At 53.7% G+C, this 25805-nt stretch carries 22 protein-coding genes; 4 read left to right on the forward strand and 18 right to left on the reverse strand.

All coding sequences use genetic code 11. The features are described from left to right. The first annotated feature begins 138 nt into the window (after window positions 1-138). Window positions 139-1521, forward strand: a complete 1383-nt coding sequence (locus AC5DDB_RS10430; RefSeq protein WP_491739655.1) for a hypothetical protein — start codon at window positions 139-141, stop codon at window positions 1519-1521. A gap of 86 nt (window positions 1522-1607) precedes the next feature. Here AC5DDB_RS10430 and AC5DDB_RS10435 read toward each other — a convergent pair whose 3' ends face one another. From AC5DDB_RS10435 to AC5DDB_RS10455, 5 genes are all read right to left on the reverse strand, one after another. Next, window positions 1608-2099: a hypothetical protein gene (locus AC5DDB_RS10435; RefSeq protein ID WP_491739656.1), complete on the reverse strand. Its 492-nt coding sequence runs from the start codon at window positions 2097-2099 to the stop codon at window positions 1608-1610. A gap of 29 nt (window positions 2100-2128) precedes the next feature. After that, entirely contained in the window at window positions 2129-3655 is a 1527-nt protein-coding gene (locus tag AC5DDB_RS10440; RefSeq protein ID WP_491739657.1) for a SpoVR family protein, read from the reverse strand. A gap of 180 nt (window positions 3656-3835) precedes the next feature. Beyond that, window positions 3836-4942, reverse strand: a complete 1107-nt coding sequence (locus AC5DDB_RS10445; protein WP_491739658.1) for a DUF444 family protein — start codon at window positions 4940-4942, stop codon at window positions 3836-3838. Beyond that, window positions 4939-5604: a Uma2 family endonuclease gene (locus AC5DDB_RS10450; protein ID WP_491739659.1), complete on the reverse strand. Its 666-nt coding sequence runs from the start codon at window positions 5602-5604 to the stop codon at window positions 4939-4941. The genes AC5DDB_RS10445 and AC5DDB_RS10450 overlap by 4 nt, the downstream gene beginning before the upstream one ends. 83 nt (window positions 5605-5687) lie before the next feature. Next, on the reverse strand, window positions 5688-7745 hold the full coding sequence (locus AC5DDB_RS10455; RefSeq protein WP_491739660.1) for a PrkA family serine protein kinase: 2058 nt from the start codon (window positions 7743-7745) through the stop codon (window positions 5688-5690). Window positions 7746-8279: 534 nt separating this feature from the next. Here AC5DDB_RS10455 and AC5DDB_RS10460 point away from each other — a divergent pair. Beyond that, on the forward strand, window positions 8280-8987 hold the full coding sequence (locus tag AC5DDB_RS10460) for a hypothetical protein (RefSeq protein ID WP_491739661.1): 708 nt from the start codon (window positions 8280-8282) through the stop codon (window positions 8985-8987). A 31-nt stretch (window positions 8988-9018) separates the two neighbouring features. Here the strand turns inward: AC5DDB_RS10460 and AC5DDB_RS10465 are convergent, their stop codons facing one another. From AC5DDB_RS10465 to AC5DDB_RS10485, 5 genes are all read right to left on the reverse strand, one after another. Then, window positions 9019-9192: a hypothetical protein gene (locus AC5DDB_RS10465; RefSeq protein WP_491739662.1), complete on the reverse strand. Its 174-nt coding sequence runs from the start codon at window positions 9190-9192 to the stop codon at window positions 9019-9021. A 101-nt stretch (window positions 9193-9293) separates the two neighbouring features. Further along, window positions 9294-10268, reverse strand: coding sequence for a DUF1559 domain-containing protein (locus AC5DDB_RS10470; protein WP_491739663.1), 975 nt, complete (start codon window positions 10266-10268; stop codon window positions 9294-9296). A 320-nt stretch (window positions 10269-10588) separates the two neighbouring features. Next, complete coding sequence (locus tag AC5DDB_RS10475) at window positions 10589-11023, reverse strand: transthyretin-like family protein (protein ID WP_491739664.1); 435 nt, start codon at window positions 11021-11023, stop codon at window positions 10589-10591. A 76-nt stretch (window positions 11024-11099) separates the two neighbouring features. Beyond that, complete coding sequence (locus tag AC5DDB_RS10480) at window positions 11100-12107, reverse strand: DUF1559 domain-containing protein (protein WP_491739665.1); 1008 nt, start codon at window positions 12105-12107, stop codon at window positions 11100-11102. Between the two features lie 62 nt (window positions 12108-12169). Continuing rightward, window positions 12170-13228 (reverse strand): LacI family DNA-binding transcriptional regulator, encoded by a 1059-nt coding sequence (locus AC5DDB_RS10485; protein ID WP_491739666.1) that lies wholly within the window; start codon window positions 13226-13228, stop codon window positions 12170-12172. A 346-nt stretch (window positions 13229-13574) separates the two neighbouring features. Between AC5DDB_RS10485 and AC5DDB_RS10490 the strand changes: the two genes are divergently transcribed. Then, window positions 13575-14519, forward strand: a complete 945-nt coding sequence (locus AC5DDB_RS10490) for an ABC transporter ATP-binding protein (protein ID WP_491739667.1) — start codon at window positions 13575-13577, stop codon at window positions 14517-14519. 108 nt (window positions 14520-14627) lie between these two features. Beyond that, window positions 14628-15932, forward strand: a complete 1305-nt coding sequence (locus tag AC5DDB_RS10495) for an ABC transporter permease (RefSeq protein ID WP_491739668.1) — start codon at window positions 14628-14630, stop codon at window positions 15930-15932. Between the two features lie 29 nt (window positions 15933-15961). On the opposite strand, the gene AC5DDB_RS10500 is transcribed toward AC5DDB_RS10495, so the two are convergent. The 8 genes from AC5DDB_RS10500 to AC5DDB_RS10535 all read right to left on the reverse strand — a co-directional run bounded on the left by AC5DDB_RS10500 (window position 15962) and on the right by AC5DDB_RS10535 (window position 25718). After that, entirely contained in the window at window positions 15962-16759 is a 798-nt protein-coding gene (locus AC5DDB_RS10500) for a TatD family hydrolase (RefSeq protein ID WP_491739669.1), read from the reverse strand. Window positions 16760-16784: 25 nt separating this feature from the next. Beyond that, on the reverse strand, window positions 16785-17237 hold the full coding sequence (locus tag AC5DDB_RS10505; protein WP_491739670.1) for a hypothetical protein: 453 nt from the start codon (window positions 17235-17237) through the stop codon (window positions 16785-16787). A gap of 64 nt (window positions 17238-17301) precedes the next feature. Then, window positions 17302-18906 (reverse strand): NADH-quinone oxidoreductase subunit N, encoded by a 1605-nt coding sequence (locus tag AC5DDB_RS10510; RefSeq protein ID WP_491739671.1) that lies wholly within the window; start codon window positions 18904-18906, stop codon window positions 17302-17304. A gap of 99 nt (window positions 18907-19005) precedes the next feature. Continuing rightward, window positions 19006-20634 carry a complex I subunit 4 family protein gene (locus AC5DDB_RS10515; protein WP_491739672.1) on the reverse strand — a complete coding sequence of 543 codons (1629 nt, stop codon included), beginning with the start codon at window positions 20632-20634 and terminating at the stop codon, window positions 19006-19008. 76 nt (window positions 20635-20710) lie between these two features. Continuing rightward, entirely contained in the window at window positions 20711-23140 is a 2430-nt protein-coding gene (gene nuoL, locus AC5DDB_RS10520; protein WP_491739673.1) for an NADH-quinone oxidoreductase subunit L, read from the reverse strand. A gap of 66 nt (window positions 23141-23206) precedes the next feature. Next, complete coding sequence (gene nuoK, locus AC5DDB_RS10525) at window positions 23207-23521, reverse strand: NADH-quinone oxidoreductase subunit NuoK (RefSeq protein ID WP_491739674.1); 315 nt, start codon at window positions 23519-23521, stop codon at window positions 23207-23209. Between the two features lie 14 nt (window positions 23522-23535). After that, entirely contained in the window at window positions 23536-24423 is an 888-nt protein-coding gene (locus AC5DDB_RS10530; protein ID WP_491739675.1) for an NADH-quinone oxidoreductase subunit J family protein, read from the reverse strand. Next, window positions 24423-25718, reverse strand: a complete 1296-nt coding sequence (locus AC5DDB_RS10535; RefSeq protein ID WP_491739676.1) for a complex I subunit 1/NuoH family protein — start codon at window positions 25716-25718, stop codon at window positions 24423-24425. The genes AC5DDB_RS10530 and AC5DDB_RS10535 overlap by 1 nt, the downstream gene beginning before the upstream one ends. Window positions 25719-25805: the final 87 nt, after the last annotated feature.

The raw sequence follows: 25805 nt of genomic DNA on the forward strand, positions 1-25805 counted from the left end.
GTCGTGTCGGATTGATCTGGAGCGTGGAAGAATTCGGAAAATATGACTCCGAAATTCTTGAGATCCGCATATAGTGGAGATGGGCTAACACTCTTGATTCACATTTGGGATTCACTCCACACGCGATGGAAATCAAATATGCTCAAACCACTTACTTTTTCACCCACGCGGCTTGCGATTACTACAGTTCTTGCAGTCACCTGTCTTGAGTCGGCACAAGCGCAGTCGGGGAACTGGGAAGATTATTACCGCAATTTGCAACGGAATCGACAACAGTACTTGTCGCGAGAACGTGACTGGTATCGACAGCGTCAGAATGAATACCAGTCACATTCCGTCGAGCCACGAGATTCCTACGATGGTCGCCGGTTCGTTGTGGAGGACGCGACGGCCGCACCGGGATATTACGATGTGCAACTTCCCACGGGCGAAACCGTTCGCATGCAGATTCAACGCAGCGAACAGGACGGTCCTCGGTTAGGCCGTTGGGAACGCGAAGATTACTCGCAAGCGGAGAAAATCGCCCGCGAACTTCGGGAAGGCTTAGAGGAAGTTGACGATCGGTTCTCACGAATCGATCATCCGCTAAGTGACGACATCCACCGCGTTCACGAGCAAGCCCGGGATCTCGAGAAGCAGTTCGACCGACGGACAGCGATTCCGGAAATTCAGCAAAGATATGCTGCCTTCGATGAAAGTTGGCATCATGTGGTGCATGACTTGCAGCGTTCGGATCGCGTGGACGAGCGATTGGCACGAGCGATCGAACGGGCTTCCGAAGCCGACGAGGATTTGCATCGGATGCTGAATATGGCAGACGGTGCTCCCCGGCACGGTTATGATCGTCCACGGGCTGCTTTGTTGCTCAACTCGATTGTTCGGACGCTTGACCAACTTCGCGATGATCTTCGCCGTGAACGCGGACGCGGCATGGCCGAGCTTCTTCGTCAGTGTGAACGGACCCTGAGTTCCGCCCAGTCACTACAGCGTTTGGTTGACAACGGAAATCACCTTCGGCTTTTGGTTCGTGAATACGAAAACTTCGATCGGAATCTTCACGGGTTCTCCGAGGCCGTTCGTGGTACGCGAGTCAATCGACGTGTCCGTGACGCCGAGGGGCAGTTGTCGCAACTCGATGCCGCGCTACATCGTGAACTGCGATTGGAAACGCCGATCCTTACGACCAGGCAGCAGATTCTCGAATTGGCAGGCAAGATCAAAGGCGATTCCGCGGAGTTGTCCGAAGAGTTTCGCTATGACCTTCGTCAGCAACGCGGTGGCATCATCGATCTCGCGGAAGACTTTGAACGCGAAGCCGGTCAACTTGCCGACCGAATCAATGACCACAACGTCAGATCTGACTTGGTGCGTAACGCCTCGCGCGCGGCCGGGGAATCTTGGCAACGCCTCGAACGAGCCTTGCAACGGACGAACGGAATTACCCAGTACACGATAGCCGAGTTCCAGCAACTGAAGTCGAATTTCGAGCTATTGCAACGCAGCTTGAATCAACAGCGATAAAAATTCACTGTTATCGATCAAACAAAAAACCGGGCCATGTGCGAATCATGGCCCGGTTTTTTGGGATTCGTCGGTGTGCCAACTTCTTATGGGATCGTATCGACAAGGTCTTTCAGCAAGCGACTCACGACTTCGCGGGTGAGTTGCATATCGACCGGATTTCGTCCTGGTTGTCCCGTGACAGACTCATACCGGGCGAACTCGAACGATCCATCCTGCGTGGCCGACAGGATCAGTTCGTAATATCGTTTCGTCGTTCCATCGTCACTCGGTTTCGTCGACCGGAGCAACGCTTGACCCGCATTCGCGTCGAACTCAACCGGGCCGATATCTTCCAGCAAGTACGTCAAACGTGAACTCAAGGCGTCGGCCCAATCTTTCAGCTGAGTCGAACCCGCCGATGCAACGCTAGGAACATCGGCACGGATCGACCGCAGCGAGCAACTTAGCATGTCGATCGCAGAGAGCGTCAACGTAAAGTCGGCCGAAGGATTGCTATGGGAGATCGAGACGGACTGCGAACCGGTACCGGTCGGTAATCCGTTCAACGCATCGTCGATGGATGGTGTAAAACTCATATTCCATGTCCTCCTTCTGGAAGATCGCTCTAAGAGGCTTTACGACGTGGTTTGATCTCATGCGAGCGACCGTCCCAAGAAATCACTGACGGTGTATCGTCAATGACCGTGGCGATATGCACCGGACGAAGCCAGAGTTTCTCGAGATTGATCAAAGTGTCACGTGCGTAGTCCATTTTTAACGGGCTGCCGGCGTACTCATGTTCTAGGAATAGTTCGCCGCGATTACGGTAGTTGCCGTCGATCACGTAGATGAACGGGCGACCGTGATTCGTCAAACTGTGCAGTAACTGTTGCTTGATCGCATAGAACTCTCGCGAGGCAATTTCGTAGTACTCGCTCGAGTCATTATAGGCGAACGAGAACATCTTGTGTTCCGCGCAGAACTCCGGTGTCAGGAATGTATCGATGAACGTCGTGTCGTTATGAATCCGTCGGACTTCGAAAATTTTCTCTCGTCCGAGTCCCAATTGACGGTCCCAGGTGTCTTTTTTGTGCAGATCGTCGCAGTTGTCCCACTCGGGGCCGAACTGACCTTTGTTCCAACGTTCCTCGATATCCCGGAGCAGTTCCAGACCGAGTTTGTACGGGTTCAGCCGATTCGGTTGCGTCGCAACGGTGCCGGAGTGGTGATCGGCGTAGGATACAATTTCCGCATCCGTCAGGGCATGTTGAGTCATGATGGTGGTGTGCCAGTAACTGGCCCAGCCTTCGTTCATGATCTTCGTCATGCCTTGCGGGGCGAAGTAGTAAGCTTCATCGCGAATGATCGACAAGATATCGTGTTGCCAATCTTTCAACGCACCATTCTGAAGGATGAACTGCAAGACGTCCCGCTGTGGTTGTTCAGGAAATGACCGGCTTTTTTCCTTCCGCTCGGCTTCTTGACGCTGGCTTTCCACTTCGGCAGCGAGCACGTCAGGCGGGTTGATAAATGAATCCATGTAGCCTTTTGACGGGAATCGCATTCCGCCATCAGACGATTCCGCATCACCGTTCCGTTTCGCCGATCGGTTGTTTCCGTTTTGCCGTTTGATGTACATGCTATGCGGATCGATCAAATCCTCGACCGACAGACAGGCGTCGATGAATTCTTCGACGCGTTCATAGCCGAAGCGATCCACATACCGATTGATGCGAGCTGCGTGATTCGCCATTTGATCGAGCATTCGCCGATTCGTCTGGCTGAACCAAGCATTGTTCTTGAAGAAATCGCAGTGGCCGTAAACGTGAGCGATGACGAGTTTTTGATCGAGCAGTTCGTTCGCGGTGAGCAAGTAGGCATAACACGGATCCGTGTTGATCACCATTTCGTAGATCTTCGACAACCCGTACGAGTACGACTTCATCAACTCGTCGTACTGAGCCCCAAACCGCCAATGCGGATATCGCAGCGGAAATCCCCCGTAAGCCGCGAGCATGCTCATCTCTTCGTAGTCCACCATTTCGAAGATGGTTTCGAAGAAGTCGAGTCCGTACTCTGCCGCTTTCGCTTCCAAGTCGTCTTGGATCACTTTGATTTCCGGCGGAAGTGGGCGATGTGTGCTAATGGGCATAACGCACGCGTTTTCAATGTCCGAAGTTGATCATGTTGCGAATACTGACAACCGTATGCTGCAGTCGAGGATCGCTAACCTTAACCTCTCATGGATTTGCTATCCTCGATCCTCATTTCCAAATTGGTTTGAGGTTGATGTTCAAAAGGATGTCGTTTGCCAGTCTGCGATGAACCGTCGTTACCGTCCGGTTCCGAGGAAGTCTTTGATGGAATCGTAGATGGCGTCTTTGTTTTCGATTTCTGACAGAATGAGGTTTTCGTAATTGTCTTGAATGCGGTTGAGGTCCCGAATGAAATCACCGGAACCATAAGGGCTTTCGACTTGCCCGTAGCAGAACAAATTGCAAATCGGCAACAACGCAGTCTTAAGGATGTCGAGACAACTCTCGCTGTCTTCGCCCCAGTTGTCGCCGTCGGAAAAATGAAAACAGTAGATGTTCCAATCGGCAGGCGGGAAGTCGCGTTCGATGATTTTCGTCGCCCCACGGTAGGCAGAACTAATTCGTGTGCCGCCGGACTCGCGGGTGCGGTAGAACGTTTCCTCGTCGACTTCGCGAGCGACCGCATCGTGAATAATGTAGCGACGCTCAACGCCGTCGTATTGTTTCTTCAGCCAAGTATCGATCCAGAAGGATTCAATTCGCACGATCTCTTTTTGCTCGTCGGTCATGCTGCCCGAGACATCCATCATGTAGATGATCGCCGCATTCGCCTGTGGTTCTTCGATCGTCTTCCAACTGCGGAAGCGTTCGTCGTCCCGCTCGATGATGACGCGAGGATCCATCGGGTTATAACTGCCCGTCGAGATTTGCCGCTTAAGTGCGCGTTTGAATGTTCGCTTGAAATGCCGGAGCGAATCCGGACCGGTTTGGCGAATACTGGAGTAACGGTCCTTCCGACTTTTAACGGTGTCTTTGCCTTTGGGTTGAATATTCGGTAGTTCCAACTCGGCACTCAGCATCTCAGCAAGTTCATCGAGTGTGATTTCGACTTCGCGAATGTGCCGACCCGGTTCGTTTCCAGCTTGACCTTGACCGTCAGCGTCGTCTTGTCCTTTGCCGATCGGTTGACCGACTTCGCCATCACCCTGAGCGACACCGCCCGAACCTTTTTGTCCGTGCTGGAAGTGAGGAATCTCAATGTTGGGAACAGGAATCGAAACCAACTCCCGGCCTTTGCGACCGATCATCTCGCCGTGCGTGACGTATTTACGGAGATTCTTCCGCACGCGTCCTCGCACGATTTCGTTGAACCGTTTTTGATCTCGGTCGATACTACGACTCATGAGTCCTCTGCCCCGCTCTGTTCAATTTCGCCAGCTGCGAAAACGTCGGAAACTGCGATTTGGAATCCGTCTAAAGTGACCGACTCGGCTATTTGTCCTGGTCGATACTCGCCGTGTTCTTCGTAGGTATCGCCGACCAACTTCTGCACGGAAATCACTCGACGTTGCGGATCGACAATCCAGTATTCCGGAAGACGTGCTTCCGCATAGACTTGACGCTTCGTTTCCCAATCTCGTTCGCTGTTTTGATCACCAGGACTTACGACCTCCATCACCAGATCGGCACCTCGTGGCGGACGATGCACATTCACAATGCGATCTGGCCGAAGAAAGACAACATCCGGTTCTCGAATTTCCCCCGGCCACATGCGAACGCGTAGTGGTGCGAAAAACACCCGCCCGACGTTTCTTTCGACAACGAAAGCCTTCAAACTCGCGTACAGGAATTCGACGATGAGCTGATGAAAGATTGTGGGCATGGGCAGGAACACCAGACAGCCTTGTGACAGTTCGATCAACCGGTTGGTGTCGAGGGCTAAGTATGCGTCTTCGGTCCAATCGCCTTGTTTCGGGTAGAGTTCGGCCAACTCCCAAGTGGGTTCGCCCCGCTGGGATGGTCGCGTCTCGACCGGATTCAGTTGGGTGTCTGTGGTTGAAGTCATTGGTGCTACTCTAGAAAACAACCCGACCGCGAATGACGGCCGGGTGATTCGGAAAACCGATTGTCGCTGGCCGCGAGTTAAGTCTATTCGTTCTTAGCGTCTCCTCGGGCGAAGATGCTGGCAACATATTGCAGCACATCTGTCGCCGATTCATCGTTGTAGCCGAAGTCGCGAACGAGTCGGCTTTTCACGATGTCGATTTTCTCCTGCGTGTCGGCGTCGACGACGTTCGACACAAGGCTAGTCAGTTTGATGGTGTCTTTCTGATCCTCGAAAAGTTTCATTTCAAGGGCTTTCTGCAGTCGTTCATTGGTGCGGTAGTTGAACGTGCGACCGTCGAGCATCAATGCTCCGATGTAATTCATAATCTCCCGACGGAAGTCGTCTTTGCGAGTTTCCGGAATATCGATCCGCTCTTCGATCGACCGCATCAAGCGTTCGTCCGGTTCTTCGTCTTCACCGGTGAATTTGTTCTTGACCTTCTCCCGTTGGGTATAGGCTTTGACATTCTCGATGTAGTTGCCACACAGTCGGGTGAGGGCTTCCTCATCGGCGGCAATCGCTCGCTGCACCTCGTTCTTGACCATGTCGGTGTATTCTTCTTTGACGACACTGATCAGGTGATTGTAGTGCTCGCGAAGATCTTCGTTCTGGATCAGCGAATGGTGTTTCAAGCCTTCGCTGAGTTCATTCAACACCATGAACGGATTGATGCAGGTGCTGTTAGTGTTCACGACAAGTGCATTGGAAATCTTGTCTTGTACATACCGCGGACTAATGCCAATGAGCCCTTCATTGCGGGCTTCGCGTTTGAGTTGTGTGACATTGTCCTGTGTGAAGCCGGGCAGTGTTTTGCCGTTATACAGCTTCATTTTCTGGAGCAGAGTCAGCCCGGCATTGTTCGATTGCTCAAGCCGTGTGAGCACCGCCCACATCGCTGCCACTTCGAGCGTGTGCGGTGCGATATGTTTGCCCCGAACGCGTTCGGCGTTGTAGTCCTTTTCGTAAATTCGGATTTCGTCGGACAGTTTGGTTACATAGGGCACGTCAATTTTGATCGTCCGGTCACGCAACGCTTCCATGAACTCGTTGCTTTGTAGCTTTCGATATTCCGGTTCGTTGGTGTGGCCGAGAATAACGGTATCGATGTCCGTCTGTGCGAATTTCTTCGGCTTGATTTTGTGTTCTTGCGAGGCTCCCAACAAATCGTACAAGAAGGCGACATCGAGCTTGAGCACTTCGATGAACTCGATGATTCCCCGGTTCGAAACGTTGAATTCCCCGTCGAAGTTAAATGCACGCGGGTCGGAATCGCTGCCGTACTCGGCGATTTTTCGATAGTTGATATCGCCGGTGAGTTCCGTGGAATCTTGATTCTTCTCGTCTTTGGGTTGGAACGTACCTATGCCGATGCGGTCTTGTTCGTTGAAGAAGAACCGCTTGATCACGACATCGCCGACGACCTTCGTCCAGTCGCCGTCGTATTGCTCGAGTTTCTCCTGGAAGATGTACCGTGAGAGCGGGCAGACTTCGCCGGTAATTTCCACTTTGTGATAGTTCGGATCGGCTTCGTCTAAGCCTTCGTTGAGCACCGAACAGAGTTCTTCACGATACTTCTCCGGCACCAATTGCAGTGGTTCGCCGTGCATGGGGTCCCAAAGAATGGAACCGTCGTCTTGTTGCCAACCGAAGGTGTAAATCGCCCCTTCGTCGGTGTAGGTGTAGTGTTCCATCCCCTTCTTCAGCAGCCGGGCAATTGTGCTTTTCGACGAACCGACCGGTCCGTGAAGCAGAATAACACGTCGTTCCGTGCCGTATTTCAGAGCGGCACTTTTGAAGACGTTCGTCAGTTCCATGAGTGTGCGGGTCAGGCCGAAAATGGCATCACGACCGCCGCGTTCGGGGTCGTCGAAGAAGCGGAACCGGATCAAATCCTCTCGCTTGCGACTACCTTCTGCCGTGTAGGAGCCGTACGACATAATCATGTCGTACAAACGTTGGTAGGCGGTCCGAGCGACTTTGGGTCGGGCTTTGACGATATCGAGATATTCGTCGAAGCTCCCTTGCCAGTGCTCTTGGCGATAAGCGTCGGCGTCTTGACGCTCAGCGAAACGATTGAGTAAGTCGCGACCAGTTCCCATGATTAGGCTCCTCGGCTATCGAACCCTCCCGCCAGGGATGTGCGCGTGCCCGGCAGTAGATCGGGTTTGATGGTCAACGCGGCGGAAGTAACCTCCGCGCAGAATTAAATTCCTCAACGACCCGATCGGTGAAAAAACAAAACCGATTGAAAAGTGAGGTGAATAACGACCGTCCATGGCCATGAATCAAATTGTGAGAAAACGAATTACGCAAACCCATGCCGAGCTAGCAGAATTCAGCATGGCGAACGGAATTCTCCGCAAATTCCGCCGGTGGGGTAAGCTACTTGCATTATCACATCTTTTTGCATGGAGGCAATATCAATGTCAAGATCTGTTCAAATTCACCAGACGTCTTGCGGGGGGCGTCCGACGGCCTTCGAGCCCGCGTAAACGGCGTTTTTGCAAAGCAATTGACCAGAATTGCATGTACTTGGTGAACTTTCGACGGATCTTGGTTTCTATTAAATTAGTGTGATTGGAAGGCTTGGGATATATGAATCAACTTGTGGATCGTATGCGAGACGGGCGGACATGACATCGCGAAATGCCGATTCGAGTGTGCTCGAAACAACCAGAAATCAACCGACAACGTTCCTTTCGCGATTGGAACCGTATGAGTGGCGGCGTCGATTATGGCATATGTCGCCGGGCTTCCTTCCACCGATGCTTTGGCTGATTCCTCACCGTGACCCGCTATCGTGGCTTGCGACGAGTATCATTCTCTTGGTGGCGGCCGGATTGTCGCTACACATCTTTATCCGTTATCACCATATCCAAAGGAGTGGTGATAACGCACGGGGCGCTGCCGTATTGGGGTATGTTCTGAGCGTGTTCGCCGCGTTTGTAATGTTCCCTCAGGCTCCGCAAATCGGTATGGCAGTGCTCGGAATCTTGGCATTCGGAGACGGCAGCGCGACCTTGGGAGGAAAACTGTTGGGAGGGTGGCGGCTGCCTTGGAATGCAGAAAAATCGTGGAGTGGGCTGATCTGTTTTGTTCTACTCGGCTCGTTCTTCGGTGCGTTGTGGTATTGGGGGGAGACTTGGTTCAATGTCGAAGCCAACGAGTACCGCGAAATCGACTTTGCAACCGCTTACGCCGTCGTCGGGTCCGCCGCAATTTTGGCTGCCATTGCGGAATCGATTCCGTCTCGGCTGAACGATAATATCCGTGTTGGTGTCTGCGCCGTGGCCTCGATGGCAGCAGCGCAGACCGTGTTCGTGGGTTGGAACAACCTTTAAGGACCAACCGTTTCAAACTGCTGCGGCTTTGCTATTGGTTGTTCCACTCCCGTTCGCGATGCTGATTGAGTTGCTGAAGTTCTTGGTCGATGGCTTCTTGAGTCGGAGCGGGCGGTTCGGACCCACACCCGCAGGCGAAAATTGTCACGCACTGCAGTACCACCGCCGTAACTGCGAGAAGCCGGGACGGCAATTTTGGTCTCATCGGTCACCTTGGAACTTGTTCTGGTTCTAAGAACTTACGTATTAGCTGTCACTCGCCAGATTCGCTTGTGTGTGGGCTATTGGCCACTTGGGGCACATTGGCTATTCCAATACCAAGATTTCTCCGCCTTGACGTGAGCCAGCAGCTTCCCATACCAGGCCGTCGATCGATTCGGAAACTCCACGGACCGATCCGTCCCCCATTGCGACGTTTGCAATTCCCGAGTGCCAACTACTGGCGGGCGTCACGAGTTGCCACCAATCCCCATTGGGGCGCCAACAGGGACTATTCGGAGGCAGTAAGTGGTTGTAGCCGGTTCGCCAAATCGAACCTTCACGCCAAGGATAACCCCGCCAACGCCAATCCGGATTCCAACCGCCTGCGGACGAAGCGGTTTTCCAGTCTCGGGCAAGAAACGCACTCCGAGCTGCTGGCAATGTCGCGGAAGACTCGGTTCCAAACTCGAAGCAATCGGTCACTGGTCGCATTGGGCCACCGGCTGGCCCGTTCGCAACCTCAGCGAAGACGGCTGTGTTCGTGGTACCATCGGTCATGTCTCGAAGCCCCAGGAAACCTGGCGACGAGGCACCGCCAGCCGAGAAATTCGGCGCAAACGCCCCATCCCAGCCGCTGATGTTTACCCAAGTCCCATGGTTGCTGTGGTAGTTCGTCCAGCCGACGACTGTGTCTCGTCGGTCATTCGGGTCGGACGGGCAGTGATAGACATTGAGGTGAATGGTGATCACATCGTTCCCGGAACCGCTCGCTCCTGAGTGGCCACCTGACTGGTAGGCATCTGCGATCGCGTTCTGTTCGAGGTACGACAAAATCGCAACAAATGGTGACGGGCCGAACGTAGCCGAGGACTGCGACGCACTCGGAAATTTGAGGTACACATCGTGATAGTTGTGCAACGCCAACCCCAACTGTTTCAGGTTGTTGCGACACTGAGATCGGCGAGCCGCTTCTCGAGCATTTTGGACCGCGGGCAATAGCAACGCGATCAGAATCGCAATGATGGCGATCACGACCAGCAACTCAATGAGTGTGAATCCAAGACGTCGAACCCGTAACATGCCATGACCCTTTCTCGGACGGAGAAATATAGCAATCGATTGAAACGCTTTTCTCAAAGGGCAAACTCGATCCGGCGAAACGCAAAAAATCCCGCTGTACCTCGTTGGAAGAGGTCATCAGCGGGATATGCGATGTGTTGGTTCGCCAAGCGTAACCGCAACGGATCGTAGAATACATAACGCTCTTGGGAAGCAAGAGTGACGATCGTAGGAGCGCGTGCTGTTTTAGAGACGTCCTTACACCATATCGTCGTTTGGTCGATTGCTCAAGAACTTTTCAACGTTTATTGATGGATTCCAAGTTTTGCCGTCGAAACTACTTATCCGCGTTGCTTCGGCCAACTGGAGATGTCGAAGTCGAACGTGTTTTCGCCGTCGGGTTTCACCTCGACCGGGTCGGGGTTGTTGAACAATACGGGTTCTGGCGGAGCGGATACTGCAACTTCCTCACCACCGCCGGCGTCCGCCGTTGTGATTGGGTTTGGATTGACTCGCACAGTGTGTGTCCCCGCAACTGCGCCGTTCACCCCGTCGAGATAACTCAGCGTGAATTCCCCAGCGTCGTTCGTGGTGGCTTGCGATGGTCGACCTTCTTGCGGAATGAACTCGATGCGGGCTCCGACAACTGGTTTGCCGTCTTGCGTCACGGTGCCTTGCACTTCGTAGACGTCCGGTTGATCGCTGGCACCGCCACCACAACCTAGCACGGTCATAAGTAGCCAGGTCGCTGACAAAGAATAGATGGTGTTCTTCATGGAAAATCCTTGGGGAAAAAATGCAGCCGGCGAGAGGCTGGCTGCGGTTGGAGGGAATGCATGCCAAGCGTTATCGTTACAACTCGTTGATAACGGTACCGTCGGCCCGGTCTGCGTATGCTTCGAGAGTGGGCCGGTTCATGTTTTCGGAAAAGAAGCGGACCGAACCATCGCCCAACAACATTTGCGCTCCGCCGGGATGGGCCGAATTGATGAGCGTATGACGGTGGTACGGCTGTTTGTGACCGAAACCGCTGTCGATTCGACTGGCGTTGATGTCGTAACGAATGGCGGTCATGTTGAGCCACCATCCGGTATCGCCTCCCGCTCCGCCCGACCAAGGTCCACCATCATGACGACATGCACGAAGATCCTGTTTGGTTCCATCGTCGGCAATGTAATAGTCGGACTGTTCACCCACCATCACCGTGTTGCTTGTTCCATCGGTCACGTCCGCAATGCGAGTTGCTTTACCCTTGGAGTTGTCGGGAACAATCATCCCGTTGTAATTCGAGCGAGCATAACCCGTCCAAGACGATGGGGTCGGACAACATGATGATGTCCCGCCACGATTGTACGATCCGTTGATTCCCACGTAATTCACGAGTTGATATTCGATTTCCGGTGGGGCTCCCAGTCCTTGAGTCGAACTATTGGTACTTTGAGTCCGTGTGGTTGGCAGCGGGCTCGAGGGACAGTTCAAGCTGGCGACTCGCAAGGAATTCGTGACTGCCCAGTTGCGATTCAAACGGTCCGACTGCATCGTCCAGTCGGTGTCGTTGTAAGTAATCTGGCCGGCGGCAGCACCCTGCTCCATATTGGATAGAATTCGCGTCAGCCAACTGGCGGCACGTTCGTCGTTGGCATTGGGATCCAAATTGCCGGGGGGAAATGTTTGGTATGTATCGTGGTAGTTATGTAGAGCGATACCCAACTGCTTCAAATTGTTCTTGCACTGGGTCCGTCGAGCCGCTTCGCGAGCCTGTTGAACCGCTGGAAGCAGCAATGCGATGAGAATCGCGATGATGGCGATCACCACCAACAACTCGATCAAGGTAAATCCGTGTCGTCTGTTAGTTACCATGAAAAAACTCCGAATAGAATAGACATCCTGCTGGTGAGCGCAGCTTCGAATAGGGGAAATAATTAGGCGGACTCGCGGATTACAAGTTCCGTGGCGACGTCGCTGGAGTCGCAATCCAAAGGGGTTTGGTCGATCAGGCTTCTGAGGTAACTCATGGCTCGTTCGAGCAAAGTTGGCAGGTCATAGCTGACAGTAGTCAGGGCGGGATCCGTCAACGCGGAGAACTGTAAGTTTCCCCAGCCGATGACGGCACAATTCGAATGGGCATGGAGCCCTAACCGGCGAATTGCCTTGAGCAGTCCGACGGCCGTAAAGTCGGTATCGCAAAGAATGGAGTCTGCCTGTCGATTGGCGATCAGCTCGCGGGCCAACTCATCGAAATGCGGATAGAAATTCGGGTCGTCCACCAACCAGTTCCGAGTGGACACCACAACTTGATCGGTGCCGAACTCGATGCCCAATTCCTTCGCTGTCCTGAAATAGGCATCAAGCCGGGCGGGAACGGAACGTAGTTTGAGTTGTTCCGTGACGAAAATCGGTCGTTGACATCCTCGCTCGTGCAAATGTCTCAGGCTTTGTGCTGCCCCGATTTGCACGTTGTTCGATACCCGCGGAATCCCCTCGATCGCCAATGACCCGACGGCAGTCACGAAGCACGCTGTGCCTGGGAGTCGATCCTTCAACTCTGCCCACTGCGATTCGTTCTCGTGGGCAAGGTAGATGATGCCATCAATCCAACCGCTGCGATGTTCTTCCAACGTGCGGTAGATCGCGTCGGTTTCCGGGTATGCTCGAACTGCCAGCACACGCAGTTCGTATGACTCCGCGAACGTCTGCATCCAGGCCAAGGCTTTTTGGGTGAGGAAGTTCTTCCAGTCCCGTGCAATCACGGCCACCACACCGCTTTTCTTGCCTGCCAATTGTTGGGCGGCTCGGTTCGGGCGGTAGCCAACTTCGTCAGCGGCGGCACGAATACGGGCTGCCGTTGCGGCGGACACGCGAATTCGCCCTTCGCCAGTGCCCATCAACACCGCCGAGACGGCCATCCGTGAAACGCCGGCACGACGAGCGACGTCGATCATCCGAGGAACCTGCGAGTTTGTCGGTTTTTCCGGTGCCATTTTTGAAATCGACGAATCGTGATGCGTCTTGAGGATATCGCGAGATATCACGAAACTTCGGCATGTGCAGAACCCGTGCCAAAAGGAAGTTCAGGCCGCGAAGGTCTCCCAGCGATTCGCTAGAAGTGATTGGCTTTGTTCATCTTAGAATCAACACTCGTGTTTCCATTTTAATGATCAGTATTGTCCGGTATAACGGATGGCATGCTGAAGAAAGCGTCACGGGTGCTTCTCTTCGGTGCAGACGAACGCTGACAAAAGCATTGGCAAAGCCTGCCGCCGTCTCGACAGATTCACGTCGCACGCTCTAGAATGCCTGCCAACTCAAGTCTTTGAAGGCGAATCGATGCACCTTTTGGAAGTGTCACATCTGCAGAAGCGATACGGGGATCTGCTGGCCGTCGACGACATTTGTTTTCATGTCGATGCCGGTGAGATCTTCGGACTGCTCGGGCCAAACGGTGCCGGGAAGTCCACCACAATGATGATGATCGCAGGTCTCCTCCTGCCCGATGGGGGCGAGGTCCGCCTGAACGGTCAACCGTTGGTTCCCGAAGCCCGTGAACTTCGTGCGACCCTGGGAGTCGTTCCCCAAGACTTGGCTGTCTATCCCGAACTCACCGCACGTGAGAATCTTACCTTTTTCGGGAAGTTGTACGGTCTCAAAGGTGCCGAGTTAGAACGCCGAATCGCGTCGGCATTGGAACGGACAGGTTTGACGGGCCGTGCTGATAGCAAATCGCACGAATTCTCTGGCGGGATGAAACGTCGGCTGAATTTCGGAATCGCCCTGCTCCATCAGCCGCAGCTGCTCATTCTCGACGAACCGACTGTGGGGGTGGACCCCCAGTCACGTGCTCACCTGCTCGACTGCATACGCCAATTGCGTGACGAAGGCGTCGCGGTTATTTACGCCAGCCATTACATGGAAGAGGTGCAGGCCCTGTGCGACCGAGTTGCCATTGTCGATCAAGGCAAACTTCTCGCTTGCGACACCCTTCGACAACTTCTCTCTCGGATGAGTGCGGATTTGTGCTTTCGAATACTTCCCATCGATAGTCACATCCCACACGAACTTCAGCAACTCGCCGAGGTGGTGGACACAAGCTCCGGCGATGACGGGGAGATGACTTTAGTCGTCTCGCGGGAAAACGAACGGCTTAACGATACGCTGCTAGAAATCACGCGGTCGCTCAACCATCACAAAATCCCGTTACGCGCGGTTGAAACTCAAGACCCGAATTTGGAACGGTTGTTTTTGGATCTCACCGGGCGACGACTTCGCGATTAACTCTGGTTACCCGCTTCGGAACGCGTGCTATTCTTGGAAATCGCGTCCCGAAAGACCCTCCACTCATCAAATTTCCGATTCTCTCGCTACCTGAAAAGTCGACAAATCATGGTTTGGCACATCGCTCGCAAAGATATTCATCTGCTGATGCAGGATCGGCGGGCATTGGTCGTGCTGCTGGTTTTCCCGATGATCTTCATTACGATTATCGGGTTGACGACCGGAAAAATGCTCGGATGGCAGAACAAGAATCAAATGCTCACGGTCGCTTACAGCGATCAGGTGGACTACGACTCGATTGAAACCATCTATGACGATGACGAACGCGATGCTCAGGCTCAGCACCAGGCTCGAAATATCGTCAGCAAGATTGTCAATTCATTCCAGAAACGTGAAGGCGTGCGACTGATCCCGGAGGATGATCCCGAAGCAATCGAGCGGCTCTCGAAAGGACTTAAAAACGATGCCGACGAAAAGGCGGCTATGGTGATTGTCTTCGGCCCCAACTTCTACACCAAAATGATGGACGTGGAAACCAGCGTTTTTCTGGGAGTCGATTCCGCCACGCCCGCGGAACAACTTGCTCGTATGGACATCACATTGACGAGCGACGCCGAAAATTCCAGCCGACACTCTTTGATCGAACAGTTTGTGTGGGACATTGTACGGGCAGAAACCGCGGGATATGCGATCTGCGAGAGAGGCGGAGTCATCAGCGGTCAGTTGCCCTGTGATGAGCTCAAAGCCGAACTGAACGAGCCACTCATCGAACGCCTCCCGCCGGAAGAACTCGAGCCTGTCGATTCAGATTCCAGTCGAATTTACGATGAGATCGTGCCAGGTTTTACGGTGATGTTTGTGTTCTTCCTCGTGAACATTATGGCTCGGTCGTTTCTCGACGAGCGAGAATTGGGCACATTGCGTCGACTGCGACTGGCGCCGGTCTCGCCGATCCAAGTTTTACTAGGCAAGACTCTGCCGTTCTTTCTGCTCTCGATTATTCAGACACTCTTGCTGTTCATGTTCGGTCGTCTACTGTTCAATATGTCGTGGGGACCGCAACCGCTGTTGATTCTGCCGATCTTGTTAACGACCTCGCTGTCGGCGACGGCTTTGGGGCTGATGATTGCCACGCTCGTTCGTAGCGATTCGCAAGTCTCTGCGTATGCGACGGCCTTTGTGATTCTCCTGGCGAGCCTGAGTGGTTGCTTCCTGCCACGCGATTGGCTGTCGCCGGAAATGCAAATCGTCAGCCTGTTCACACCTCACGGATGGGCGCTGATTGCCTACGACAATATCTTGACACAAGCGACAGCCAACCAAGCCCTTGTCGCGCAGTGTTGCGGTGTCCTTGTGCTGTACGCAGTGGCGTTCTTCAGTGTCGGAATCTGGAAGTTCCGACAGTTTCAGTAGAACGAGGACTGCGACAGACTCCAGACGGGTTACATCGCCGGAAGTTTGAACAACGATCGCGCATTGACCGTGGTTTGCTCCGCCATCTCCCACAGTGATGTTCCATGCGTCTCGGCAAGAACTTCGCACGTGTGAGTGACGTAGGCGGGTTCGTTCCGCTTCTCTTTTCCGCGTTTCGGCGTGGGAACGAGATACGGAGCATCGGTCTCGATCAGCAGCCGGTCACGAGGAATGCTGGCGGCGACTTCCCTCAGTTCGCGATTCTTCTTGTACGTCAACATGCCGGAGAACGAGAAATGTAGACCCAGGTTTAGACAGGCGTCTGCTGTCTGCTGATTTCCGCAAAACGAATGCATTAGCCCCTGAAGAGAATTGCCACCTGCAAAGCTTTGAAGCACTTCGACGACGTCGTCTTCTGCTTCCCGACAATGCACGACAAAAGGCAAATTCATGGTCGCCGACAATTCCAAATGCTTCCGAAAGTACTCCCGTTGGAGATCGATCGGTGCATAGTCCCAGTATCGATCAAGCCCGGTTTCACCGATTCCCACGACATTTGGTGAAGCGCACATCTCAGCGATTTCGTCGAGATCGCTTGGCTTGGCAGCGCTGACATAGTTGGGTTGAATCCCAACGACTGCAAAGACATCTGGAAAACGCTCCGCTAAACGGTAAGCATTGCGACTCGTCTCTAGATTGATGCCGATCGTGAGGATTTGCACGACACCGACGCTAGCTGCACGATCGATGACTTCGTCCAAATCCTTCGCAAAGGCGTCGGCATCAAGGTGGGCGTGTGTGTCGATCAACTGAATTGGTTCAATCATTGAGTTTCAAGCTAACTTTCGGAACTCAACTGGATCGAATCCAAGATGCGGTCGACGATTTTGAAGCCAGTCGGCGAATCTCGGCGACCATCGCTTGTTCTTCAGCATGCACTCGACCGAGAAGTTGTGCCAACTCGGGATCAGACTGCGCTTGGGCCAACACCTGATTGGTTTGGTTGAGCAGCGCGACTTCGCTTTCCAAAAGTTGGCTCAGCAGGTAGTCGAGTGCGACATAGTGCAGGTTCGTGTATTCAGTTGGATAGCTGCCGAAATCAGTGGGCCAATCGACGCTCCGAAGATACTCGGCAAGTTGCTGAATCTGGTGACGCTGACGAATGACTAAATCCGCGACAATGGCCCGTTCCTGCTCCGCGTTTTTGGCCGTCCAAGGATAACACTCGCCGACGTATTGCAACAGGCTTCGATTCAAATCGATCAGTAAGCGGTTGACGTGAGCGTAAAGTTCCGAATTGGCCATGAACAGCAATTCCATTTCAGCAGAGTGAAACTAAGACGAGCGATATTGCCCGTTGCCGCAGAATTTAGAACAGGACACCGGCGACTTCGCGGACTTTGTTACTCAGGCCATCCATCAACCAACCGATTGTGCCGAGCAAGATCACCGGTGCGGTTACCATGCCGACATAGAAAACGGGAGAGGAAAACGATTGAACCTTTGCCGAGCGAGCGTGTGACGGACGGGCTTCGATGAACATGGCCTTCAACACCCGCAGGTAGTAGAACAGGCTAAACACGGTGTTCAATCCACCGACCACGAGCAACACCCACATCGACCAGTGCACAGAACCGGCTTTGTAGAGTGATGCAAAGATGTACCACTTCCCGAAGAAGCCACCCATCGGTGGCAGGCCGACCAGGCTGAAGAAGCAGATCAACATGCAAACGCATAAGGCCGGTGCTTCCCACGCCAGACCACGATAGTCTTCGATTTCTTCACTAAAGATCTGGTTCCGAATCAAGGCAACAACTGCGAAAGCCCCAAGATTCATAAACAGGTAGACAACCAAGTAAAACAGCAGCCCACCGATAGCCCGAGTGGCCTCGAACGTTGCATCTGCCTTGTTTCCGTAGAGCACAACGAGCATCGCCGAAACGGCCATCAACATGTAACCTGCGTGGGCAATCGTCGAATAGGCCAGTAATCGTTTGACGTTCGTTTGCGAATACGCCGCCAAGTTGCCGAAGGTTGTCGTCACAATCGCGATGACACCGAGACCGATTCCCAAGGCAAGCGTCAGAGTTCCCAACGCACTCGTTTCGGTCCCGACAAACACTAAGCAGAATCGAACCAACAGAGCGAACGCTGCCGCCTTTGAGGCGATCGACAGGAATCCTGCCACTTCCGCGGCGGCTCCTTCGAAGGCATCGGGACACCAAAAGTGAAACGGGACGAGCGAAAGTTTGAATGACAAACCAACGACCACCATCAAGATGCCCAACGCCAAAGTTCGTAACTCTGGTGAGCCCATGGTGGCATCGCTATCGATAACCAATGCGAAACGTGCTGCCATTTCGGGAAGGTTCGCGGTTCCCAGCATCCCGCCGAGCAGGCTCAAACCGTAGAGCATCACGCCCGCCGCCCCGGCACCATAGACAACATATTTGAGCGATGCTTCGCTGCTCTGACGACGTCCTTTCAGAAAACCGACCATCGCGTAGCTCGGCACACTCGTCATTTCAACGCCGAGGAACAAAATCAGTAGGTGATTGGCTTCGACCATCAGCATCATGCCGATCGTAGAACCGATCAGTAGCGTGTAGAAATCTGGACCGTCTTCATTGTCAGGAAGACCACTCAGAACGGTGAGTGAAATCACCAGCACCAGGAACAGCAGTAAAAACAACCGGAAGAAAAGCGTGAACTGATCGTGAACCAACAGCCCCGTAAAAAGTTCCGTCTGCCCCGTTCCCGGTGAATGCCAAAAGTTGAGCAACGCGACTGCGAACGCCACAAGTACGCCGGACATCGCAACCCAGTAACTTGGCAACTTTCGATCAAGATCGATCAATCGAGCGAGCAGCAAAAGTACCACAGTCGCACAGAGGATCAACTCGGGAGCGAATAGGCCCAGCGAGTGATCCACCGTATTTGATACGAGTCGATCGATCAGTTCCGAAAAGCTCATCGAATAATATTCCGCGTGTGGGAAACCGAGTTGTTCGCGAACTCACGACAGCAACTCGAAGGAAGTACTCATCAAATCAATCGGTCAGCCTGTACCAGACTATTCGGTCATTGCAGTGGCGGCTTCTTCGACATATTGCAACGCGGCTTGATAGCCCTTCGCCATCGACTCGGCAAGTTGGTCGGTCGAGCCTTCCATCATGTCGAACATCAGGAAAGGACAAACACCGAGAACGATGGCACTGATCAAGAGAACGCCAGCCACAAAGATCTCACGGCGATTCATCGGCACCAAGGCTTCTCGATGTGGCCCCAAGTATTCTGGACCAAGCAGGACTCGTTGCAGCGTCCACAAAATGTACCCAGCCGTGAGAATCACACCCGAGGCTACGACGACCGCCAACCCGGGAGCGTAACTCCAACTGCTGAGCGTCACGAAGACCTCACCAATAAAACCGCATAGACCAGGCAGACCAAGCCCTGCGAAGAACAACCCGGCTGCGAGACCGCTATAGAGCGGCATAATGCCCGCAATACCACCGAACTCGTTCAAGTTGCGGTGATGAACCCGGTCATAGAGCACACCGACCATAAAGAACATCCCGGCCGACGAAATCCCGTGGGCAATCATCTGGAACATGGCACCGTTGATACCCATGTGCCAGAAGTTCATGTTCTCGGTCGCACCGGTCGATTCGTTAATCTTCCAAATGGCCATCCCGACAATCACATAACCCATGTGACTGACGGAACTATAGGCAACCAGACGTTTGAAGTCGGTTTGCGCCATTGCCGCAAATGCACCGTAGATGATGCTAAACGCACCGATGAAAACCAACGTCCACGCGGCCGCCTGCGTTCCGTACGGACAGAGTGGGAAGGCGATTCGTAGCAGCCCGTAGCCACCCATTTTCAAAAGCACACCGGCCAGAATCATACTGATTGGCGTGGGAGCCTCGACGTGGGCATCAGGCAACCAGGTGTGGAACGGAAAAGTCGGAACTTTGATCGCAAAACCGATAAATAGCAAGATAAACGCAGTGACTTGCAGCGTCGGGTTGGCGAAGATTGTATCCGGCTTCGCTTGTTCCGCCATCGCGGCCAATTCCATCAGGTTAAAGTTCTGATCGGAACCGAAGTAGAACATCAACATCGCGATCAACATCAACACGCTACCAGCTAGCGTGTAGAGGAAAAACTTGATCGCAGCATATTCCTTGCGAGTACCACCCCAGATGCCAATGAGAAAGTACATCGGCAACAGCATGACTTCCCAAAACACATAGAACAGGAAGAAGTCGAGGGCGAGAAAGACCCCAAGCATCCCTGTTTCCAGCAACAAATACAGGATCAGGTATCCGCGAACGTGTTTCTTGATGCTCCACGATGCCAGCATGCCCAGCACACTGATAAAACTCGTCAACAACACCAGTGGCATGCTGATGCCGTCGTATCCCAAGCGGAAGTAGATATTCCAACTGGCGATCCATTCGTAGGACACACCACGTTGAACGATGTCCTCACCGCTTTTGACGACGGGTTGCATGCCAGGGTCGGAGGGATCGTAATATCCCGCCAGCAGCAGCAACGTAGCACCGAATGTGAGAATCGTGAACGTCAACGCGGTGGTCCGCATTGTGCCTTCGGATTCTCGATCATGCAGACACAGGAGAATGGCACCAATCGTCGGCAAGAAGATGATGGTGGCTAAAAGGAAATCAATTCCCATGACTTTTCGGTTCCGTTGTCTAATCTGTGAATTGTCTGAATGACGGCAGTTGCGGACTGAATCCTCTGGGGAGAACTTAAGCCGGGTACATCGCGAACATCAGGACGAACAACGCCAACACACCGACAGCGATAAACATCACATATTGCCGCAGTCGACCGGTTTGCACATGACGGAATGACTGGCCGACTGCGTGAGTGGTGTCACCGACGACATTGACCAATCCATCGACTGCTTTCTCATCGAACCAGCGATCCCACCGCGCGACAGCGAGTGCAGCTCGTGCCACACCGTGCAGAATTCCGTCGATGATCGTGCGATCGATCCAAGCAATTCCTCGGGCGATCACGTGCACCGGTTGGACGAAGAGAACATCATAGAGGCGATCGAACTGCCATTTCTCGACGAGGAAGTGATGCAACCCCGCCAACTGGCGTTTGATTTCACCCGGATTGACGATTCCCCAACCATAGAGGAGGTAAGCAAGAACCGCACCCGCGACAGCGGAAATCAACGCATATGTTCCGGCTTGAGCATGTACCGAATGAATGACTTCATGACCCGGGAGATTGACTTGGCCGAATCGGCCTGCACTCTCAAGACCAGCGTGGACACCTGCTGGTTCGCTACCGGCAATCAATTGATACAGCGGACCACTTTCCCCGCCGATCGCACAGAACGCCGCGAACACAGAGAGGACAACGAGTGGCCCTGTCATGATCCAAGGGTTCTCGTGTGCGTGGTCGTAAACATGGTGATTTCGCGGTTTGCCGGCAAAGGTCATAAACCACAAGCGGAACATGTAGAATGCCGTGATTCCTGCGGTGACCAACGGGACCAAGAACAACAAGAAGTGAACGGGGTTGAGTTGTGTATGGGCTAGTGCGGTCGCGACGATGGCGTCTTTCGAGTGGAACCCGGACAAGGCAATCGGATTCCCCATGACGGTGAACAAAGACGGCGGGATCGCTAATCCGGCGATCGCAATGACACCAATCAGCATCGCGTAAGCAGTGATGGGCATTTTCTTCCGCAGTCCACCCATCTGCGTCATTTCCTGTTCGTGATGACAGGCGACAATCACGCTCCCCGAACACAAGAACATGAGCGACTTGAAGAAGGCGTGAGTAATCAGGTGGAACAGCCCAGCACCCCAACCGGCCAATCCGATGGCGAGCATCATGTAACCGAGTTGACTAATGGTCGAATAGGCCAGCACGCGTTTGATGTCGGTCGCAACGATCGCAATGGTGGCGGCCAGAAACAGTGTGATGCAGCCTACGTAGGCAATCACCAACAGGACTTCGGCTGTGAACATGGGGAAAAATCGCCCAGCCAGATAGACCCCGGCGGCGACCATCGTGGCAGAGTGCACAAGGGCGGAGACCGGGGTCGGTCCTTCCATCGCATCCGGCAACCAAGTTTGCAATGGGAACTGAGCACTCTTACCGACGCAACCGCCAAAGATGCCAAGACCAACAACCACCAGTAACCAATAAGGAATTGTGCGGTGTTCGCCCTCTTCTCCGGCGACATCGTCGTGCAGAACAACGACTGAATTGCCAGCGTCGTCTTTTTCGACTGTCAATCCGCCGTCCGCGTCTCGCACCATGGCGAAGACTCCGGGGGACGCTTTCTCGGTTTCGGCATCCTTCAATCCGCCGAAACTGAATGTGCCAAAGTACGTCCACACGACCATGAGGCCGATCAAGAATCCAAAGTCGCCGACGCGGTTCATGATGAACGCTTTATTCGCCGCCACGTTCGCGGTCTTGCGTTCCACGTAGAAGCCGATCAACAAGTAACTGCTAATTCCGACTAACTCCCAGAAGATGAACACCTGGAAGATGTTGCCAGCGATCACGATGCCTAGCATCGAGAAACAGAACAGCGACAAATAACTGAAGAAGCGGTAGAAGCGGCCCGGGCGATGGACGTGGTGACCGTCCTTCATGTGCGCGTGATGATCGACGTATTCGTCGGTCAGTTCATCACTCATGTAGCCAATGGCGAACACGTGAATGCAGGTCGCGATCAGCGTGACCATGACGAACATCAGCAGCGTGAGGCTGTCGATGTAGTATTCCATCGCGAGTGTCAGCGAACCGAACTTCGCAAGTGTGTACATGACACCTGTAATCGGCTCATGCGGATCAGCGTAAGTATGGGCGTCGGCTTTCTCAGCGACGGCCGGAGCGTGATCGTGTTCCTCGTGCCCTGCTTCTTTATCGTGATGGTCCTCTGCTTCGCCATCTTCATGAGCGGCGTGATGTTCGCCATGATCAGCGGCAGCGAATACTTGCCAGCCAGTGTGATTTCCCCAGATCACAAGCGCGGCCACGCTGACAACAAACCCGGTCGCGATGCAACCGACCGCGATCTTGGCGGCCGTCCGACGTTTCCTCGCTCCCGGCCAATAACCGCCGAAGACTTCAATTGCGAAGCCCACGAGCGGCAACAGCCACGCGATCATCAGCAGGAGATAAATAATGTCGGGGGCGTTCATATCGGTGTTCCAGACGGTTCAGTCCGGGTGTGGGATTGGGGGAAACGCACGGGGCGATCGAATGTCCTAACCTTCCAGGTCGTCTCCCTGGTCGACGTCGATCGTGAGGTGGTTGTTGTAAAAGTTGAGGGCAATCGCCAATGCAACCGCGGCCTCCGCCGCTGCCAACACGATCACGAACAGCGAAATAATCTGGCCGTCCAAACCCAACGGTGTGAACTTGGAAAAGGCCACAAAGTTGATGTTGGCACCATTGAGCACCAATTCGACACCCATCAGTACGCCGATTCCGTTGCGTTTCGTCGCCATACACACGACGCCCGCCACAAACAGAACGGCTCCTACCGAAAGATATCCATTGAGTCCGATAGCTGGTTCCATCGAAAAGAAGTCCTTCAAGTCTCGACGCGTCGTTTGGCACGGGCGAGGTAAGACGCACCGATCAAAACAACCAACAAGTGAACCGAAGCAATTTCAAAAGGCAACAAGTAGCCGGTGGAAATCGCCGGTTCCTTGGTTTCAGAAGCATCTAACGTGCGTTGACTCACGCGACTTGAATAACCCGGGCTGATGACGCGATGATCGTCGGAGCGGTCCAAATCTTGATCCGGTCGCGAGCCCAACAAGCTCAAGCCGATCGGTCGACCCGTGCCGCCGTCTTCGGACTCTGGTGAGAATGTCAGTCCGCCCTCGGTCCGCATGAAACCCAACAGAAACGCCTCGTCACGGGCATCCAACTCGGCACCCTCTGCGAGCACGTACTTCGTTGAGTCTGACTCGGCTTTTTGGAACGATTTCTCGAATAGCGTCTTGAATTCTGCCAGACGTTCGCGAGCGGCTTCTTGATCATCTTCGGAACTCAATGCCGCGATTCGCTCATTCGCGTGGTCTTCAACGACACTGAGATCAACGCGAATTTGGCGTAACGCGAGTTGATCCCAGCGAACGGCCGACACCGTGAAGTTGATCATGGCCAAGAACAGAAACCCGATGGCTGCCGCAATGACGAGATCACCCATCGACATTCGAATTCGCAAGAGTGGCTCGCTTGACGTGAGCATCACCCCGAAGATCAGCAGCACTAAAGTGCCGCCCACGTAGATCAGCAATTGTGTTGCACCGACGAAATCCGCATGCATCAGGAAAAACAATGCAGCCGTCGAGCCGAGCGAAACGATCAGCCAGAATGCCATCCGAGCCACATTCTGATTGACCACGACGGCCATCGCGCCGACAACAGCCCAAAGTGCAAAGAAGTAGTAGAAGAAGCTTTCGATCGTCATTATTCCGCTGCTCCTTCTGTCGCCACTTCGGCAACTTCGACCGAGGATGCTTCGCCAATTGTTTCCACATGAGAAACCGATTTGACCGGGGCATGTTCACCCTGTGGCGACCCCAGGCCCATCATCGTGCGGTTTCCAATGACCAACGGCCACACAGTTGCCCCCAGAAACAGAAAACAACTGATCGGCACTAGGTATTTCAAGCAGGTTGTCATCACTTGGTCGATTCGCAGTCGAGGGAACGTCCACCGCACCCAAATCTGCACGACCACTAACATCGAGGCTTTGGCAAGCAAGATGAGCAAGCCAACAACATTCACCAGGTAAGACAGCGGGTTGAAACCGGCTAGCGTATCGTAAGAGGCACCGTAGGATGCGACGAACCCGTCCAGAGCTGATTCCAACGGAGCTAGCCCGCTGTTCCAACCGCCGAGGAAGAGTACCGCGGCGACTCCACTCACGAGGAACATGCTCGCGTATTCGCCCATGAAGAAGAACGACCACCGCATGCCACTGTATTCGGTGTGGAAGCCACCAACCAATTCGCTTTCCGCTTCGGCCAAGTCGAACGGGGCTCGTTTACAACCGGCGGTCGCCACGGTGAAGTACACGAAGAAGCCAATGAATGTGAACGGGTCGTGGAAGATGAGCCAGTTCGTAAACCAGCCGTCTTGGTAGTTACCAATATGGTTCAAGTCGAGTGTGCCGACGGCGATGATGGGAATCAAAGCACAGATCGCGAGCGGAATTTCGTAGCTCACCATTTGGGCGGCTTCCCGCATCCCGCCGAAAAGCGACCATTTCGAACCGCTCGAATATCCCGCCATGATCACGCCGAAAACTTCCAGCGAGAGAATCGCGACGAGTACGAACAGCCCGATGTCCGACGAAACTGCAATCCAACCATCGCTAAACGGCAGCACCATAAAAGCACAGAACGAAGCGATGCAGACCAAGTATGGTGCCATGCGGAACAACATGGAATCCGCGGCACTGGGAATCAGGTCTTCTTTCTGAATGAGCTTTACGCCGTCGGCGAGGCTTTGCAGCCAACCGAACTTACCGCCGACGCGGGTCGGGCCGAGTCGGTCTTGAATCCGACCGGAAACTTTGCGTTCGGCCCAAATAAAACCAAACGGGGCCAAACCAAAGATTGCGAACAGTGCGCCAGCGTGAAACAACGCGGCAATCACAGCCGCAACTGTGGGGCTCACTTCGCAACCGCATATCGGCAGCCGATCCATCTCCGCGATTGACGATGGCGTTTTGGCTGCGAAGAACGCTAAATAATCCATTACGATCAGCCGTCTTGGCGAGGAGTGGTTCTAACGTGCGAAAACCGCTCGGCAACCCATAGAAATCTGGATTGACGACAACAATCG

The sequence above is a fragment of the Thalassoroseus sp. genome (assembly GCF_984380535.1).

Bases quoted from the DNA above. Each gene is read 5' to 3' on its own strand.
- AC5DDB_RS10530 (WP_491739675.1), bottom strand. From the start codon at position 24,423: ATGACGATCGAAAGCTTCTTCTACTACTTCTTTGCACTTTGGGCTGTT.
- AC5DDB_RS10495 (WP_491739668.1), top strand. From the start codon at position 14,628: ATGGTTTGGCACATCGCTCGCAAAGATATTCATCTGCTGATGCAGGAT.
- AC5DDB_RS10455 (WP_491739660.1), bottom strand. From the start codon at position 7,745: ATGGGAACTGGTCGCGACTTACTCAATCGTTTCGCTGAGCGTCAAGAC.
- AC5DDB_RS10510 (WP_491739671.1), bottom strand. From the start codon at position 18,906: ATGAGCTTTTCGGAACTGATCGATCGACTCGTATCAAATACGGTGGAT.
- AC5DDB_RS10480 (WP_491739665.1), bottom strand. From the start codon at position 12,107: ATGGTAACTAACAGACGACACGGATTTACCTTGATCGAGTTGTTGGTG.
- AC5DDB_RS10460 (WP_491739661.1), top strand. From the start codon at position 8,280: ATGACATCGCGAAATGCCGATTCGAGTGTGCTCGAAACAACCAGAAAT.
- nuoL (WP_491739673.1), bottom strand. From the start codon at position 23,140: ATGAACGCCCCCGACATTATTTATCTCCTGCTGATGATCGCGTGGCTG.
- AC5DDB_RS10435 (WP_491739656.1), bottom strand. From the start codon at position 2,099: ATGAGTTTTACACCATCCATCGACGATGCGTTGAACGGATTACCGACC.
- AC5DDB_RS10490 (WP_491739667.1), top strand. From the start codon at position 13,575: ATGCACCTTTTGGAAGTGTCACATCTGCAGAAGCGATACGGGGATCTG.
- AC5DDB_RS10535 (WP_491739676.1), bottom strand. From the start codon at position 25,718: ATGGATTATTTAGCGTTCTTCGCAGCCAAAACGCCATCGTCAATCGCG.
- AC5DDB_RS10445 (WP_491739658.1), bottom strand. From the start codon at position 4,942: ATGAGTCGTAGTATCGACCGAGATCAAAAACGGTTCAACGAAATCGTG.
- nuoK (WP_491739674.1), bottom strand. From the start codon at position 23,521: ATGGAACCAGCTATCGGACTCAATGGATATCTTTCGGTAGGAGCCGTT.
- AC5DDB_RS10430 (WP_491739655.1), top strand. From the start codon at position 139: ATGCTCAAACCACTTACTTTTTCACCCACGCGGCTTGCGATTACTACA.
- AC5DDB_RS10505 (WP_491739670.1), bottom strand. From the start codon at position 17,237: ATGGCCAATTCGGAACTTTACGCTCACGTCAACCGCTTACTGATCGAT.
- AC5DDB_RS10465 (WP_491739662.1), bottom strand. From the start codon at position 9,192: ATGAGACCAAAATTGCCGTCCCGGCTTCTCGCAGTTACGGCGGTGGTA.
- AC5DDB_RS10515 (WP_491739672.1), bottom strand. From the start codon at position 20,634: ATGGGAATTGATTTCCTTTTAGCCACCATCATCTTCTTGCCGACGATT.
- AC5DDB_RS10470 (WP_491739663.1), bottom strand. From the start codon at position 10,268: ATGTTACGGGTTCGACGTCTTGGATTCACACTCATTGAGTTGCTGGTC.
- AC5DDB_RS10440 (WP_491739657.1), bottom strand. From the start codon at position 3,655: ATGCCCATTAGCACACATCGCCCACTTCCGCCGGAAATCAAAGTGATC.
- AC5DDB_RS10475 (WP_491739664.1), bottom strand. From the start codon at position 11,023: ATGAAGAACACCATCTATTCTTTGTCAGCGACCTGGCTACTTATGACC.
- AC5DDB_RS10500 (WP_491739669.1), bottom strand. From the start codon at position 16,759: ATGATTGAACCAATTCAGTTGATCGACACACACGCCCACCTTGATGCC.
- AC5DDB_RS10485 (WP_491739666.1), bottom strand. From the start codon at position 13,228: ATGGCACCGGAAAAACCGACAAACTCGCAGGTTCCTCGGATGATCGAC.
- AC5DDB_RS10450 (WP_491739659.1), bottom strand. From the start codon at position 5,604: ATGACTTCAACCACAGACACCCAACTGAATCCGGTCGAGACGCGACCA.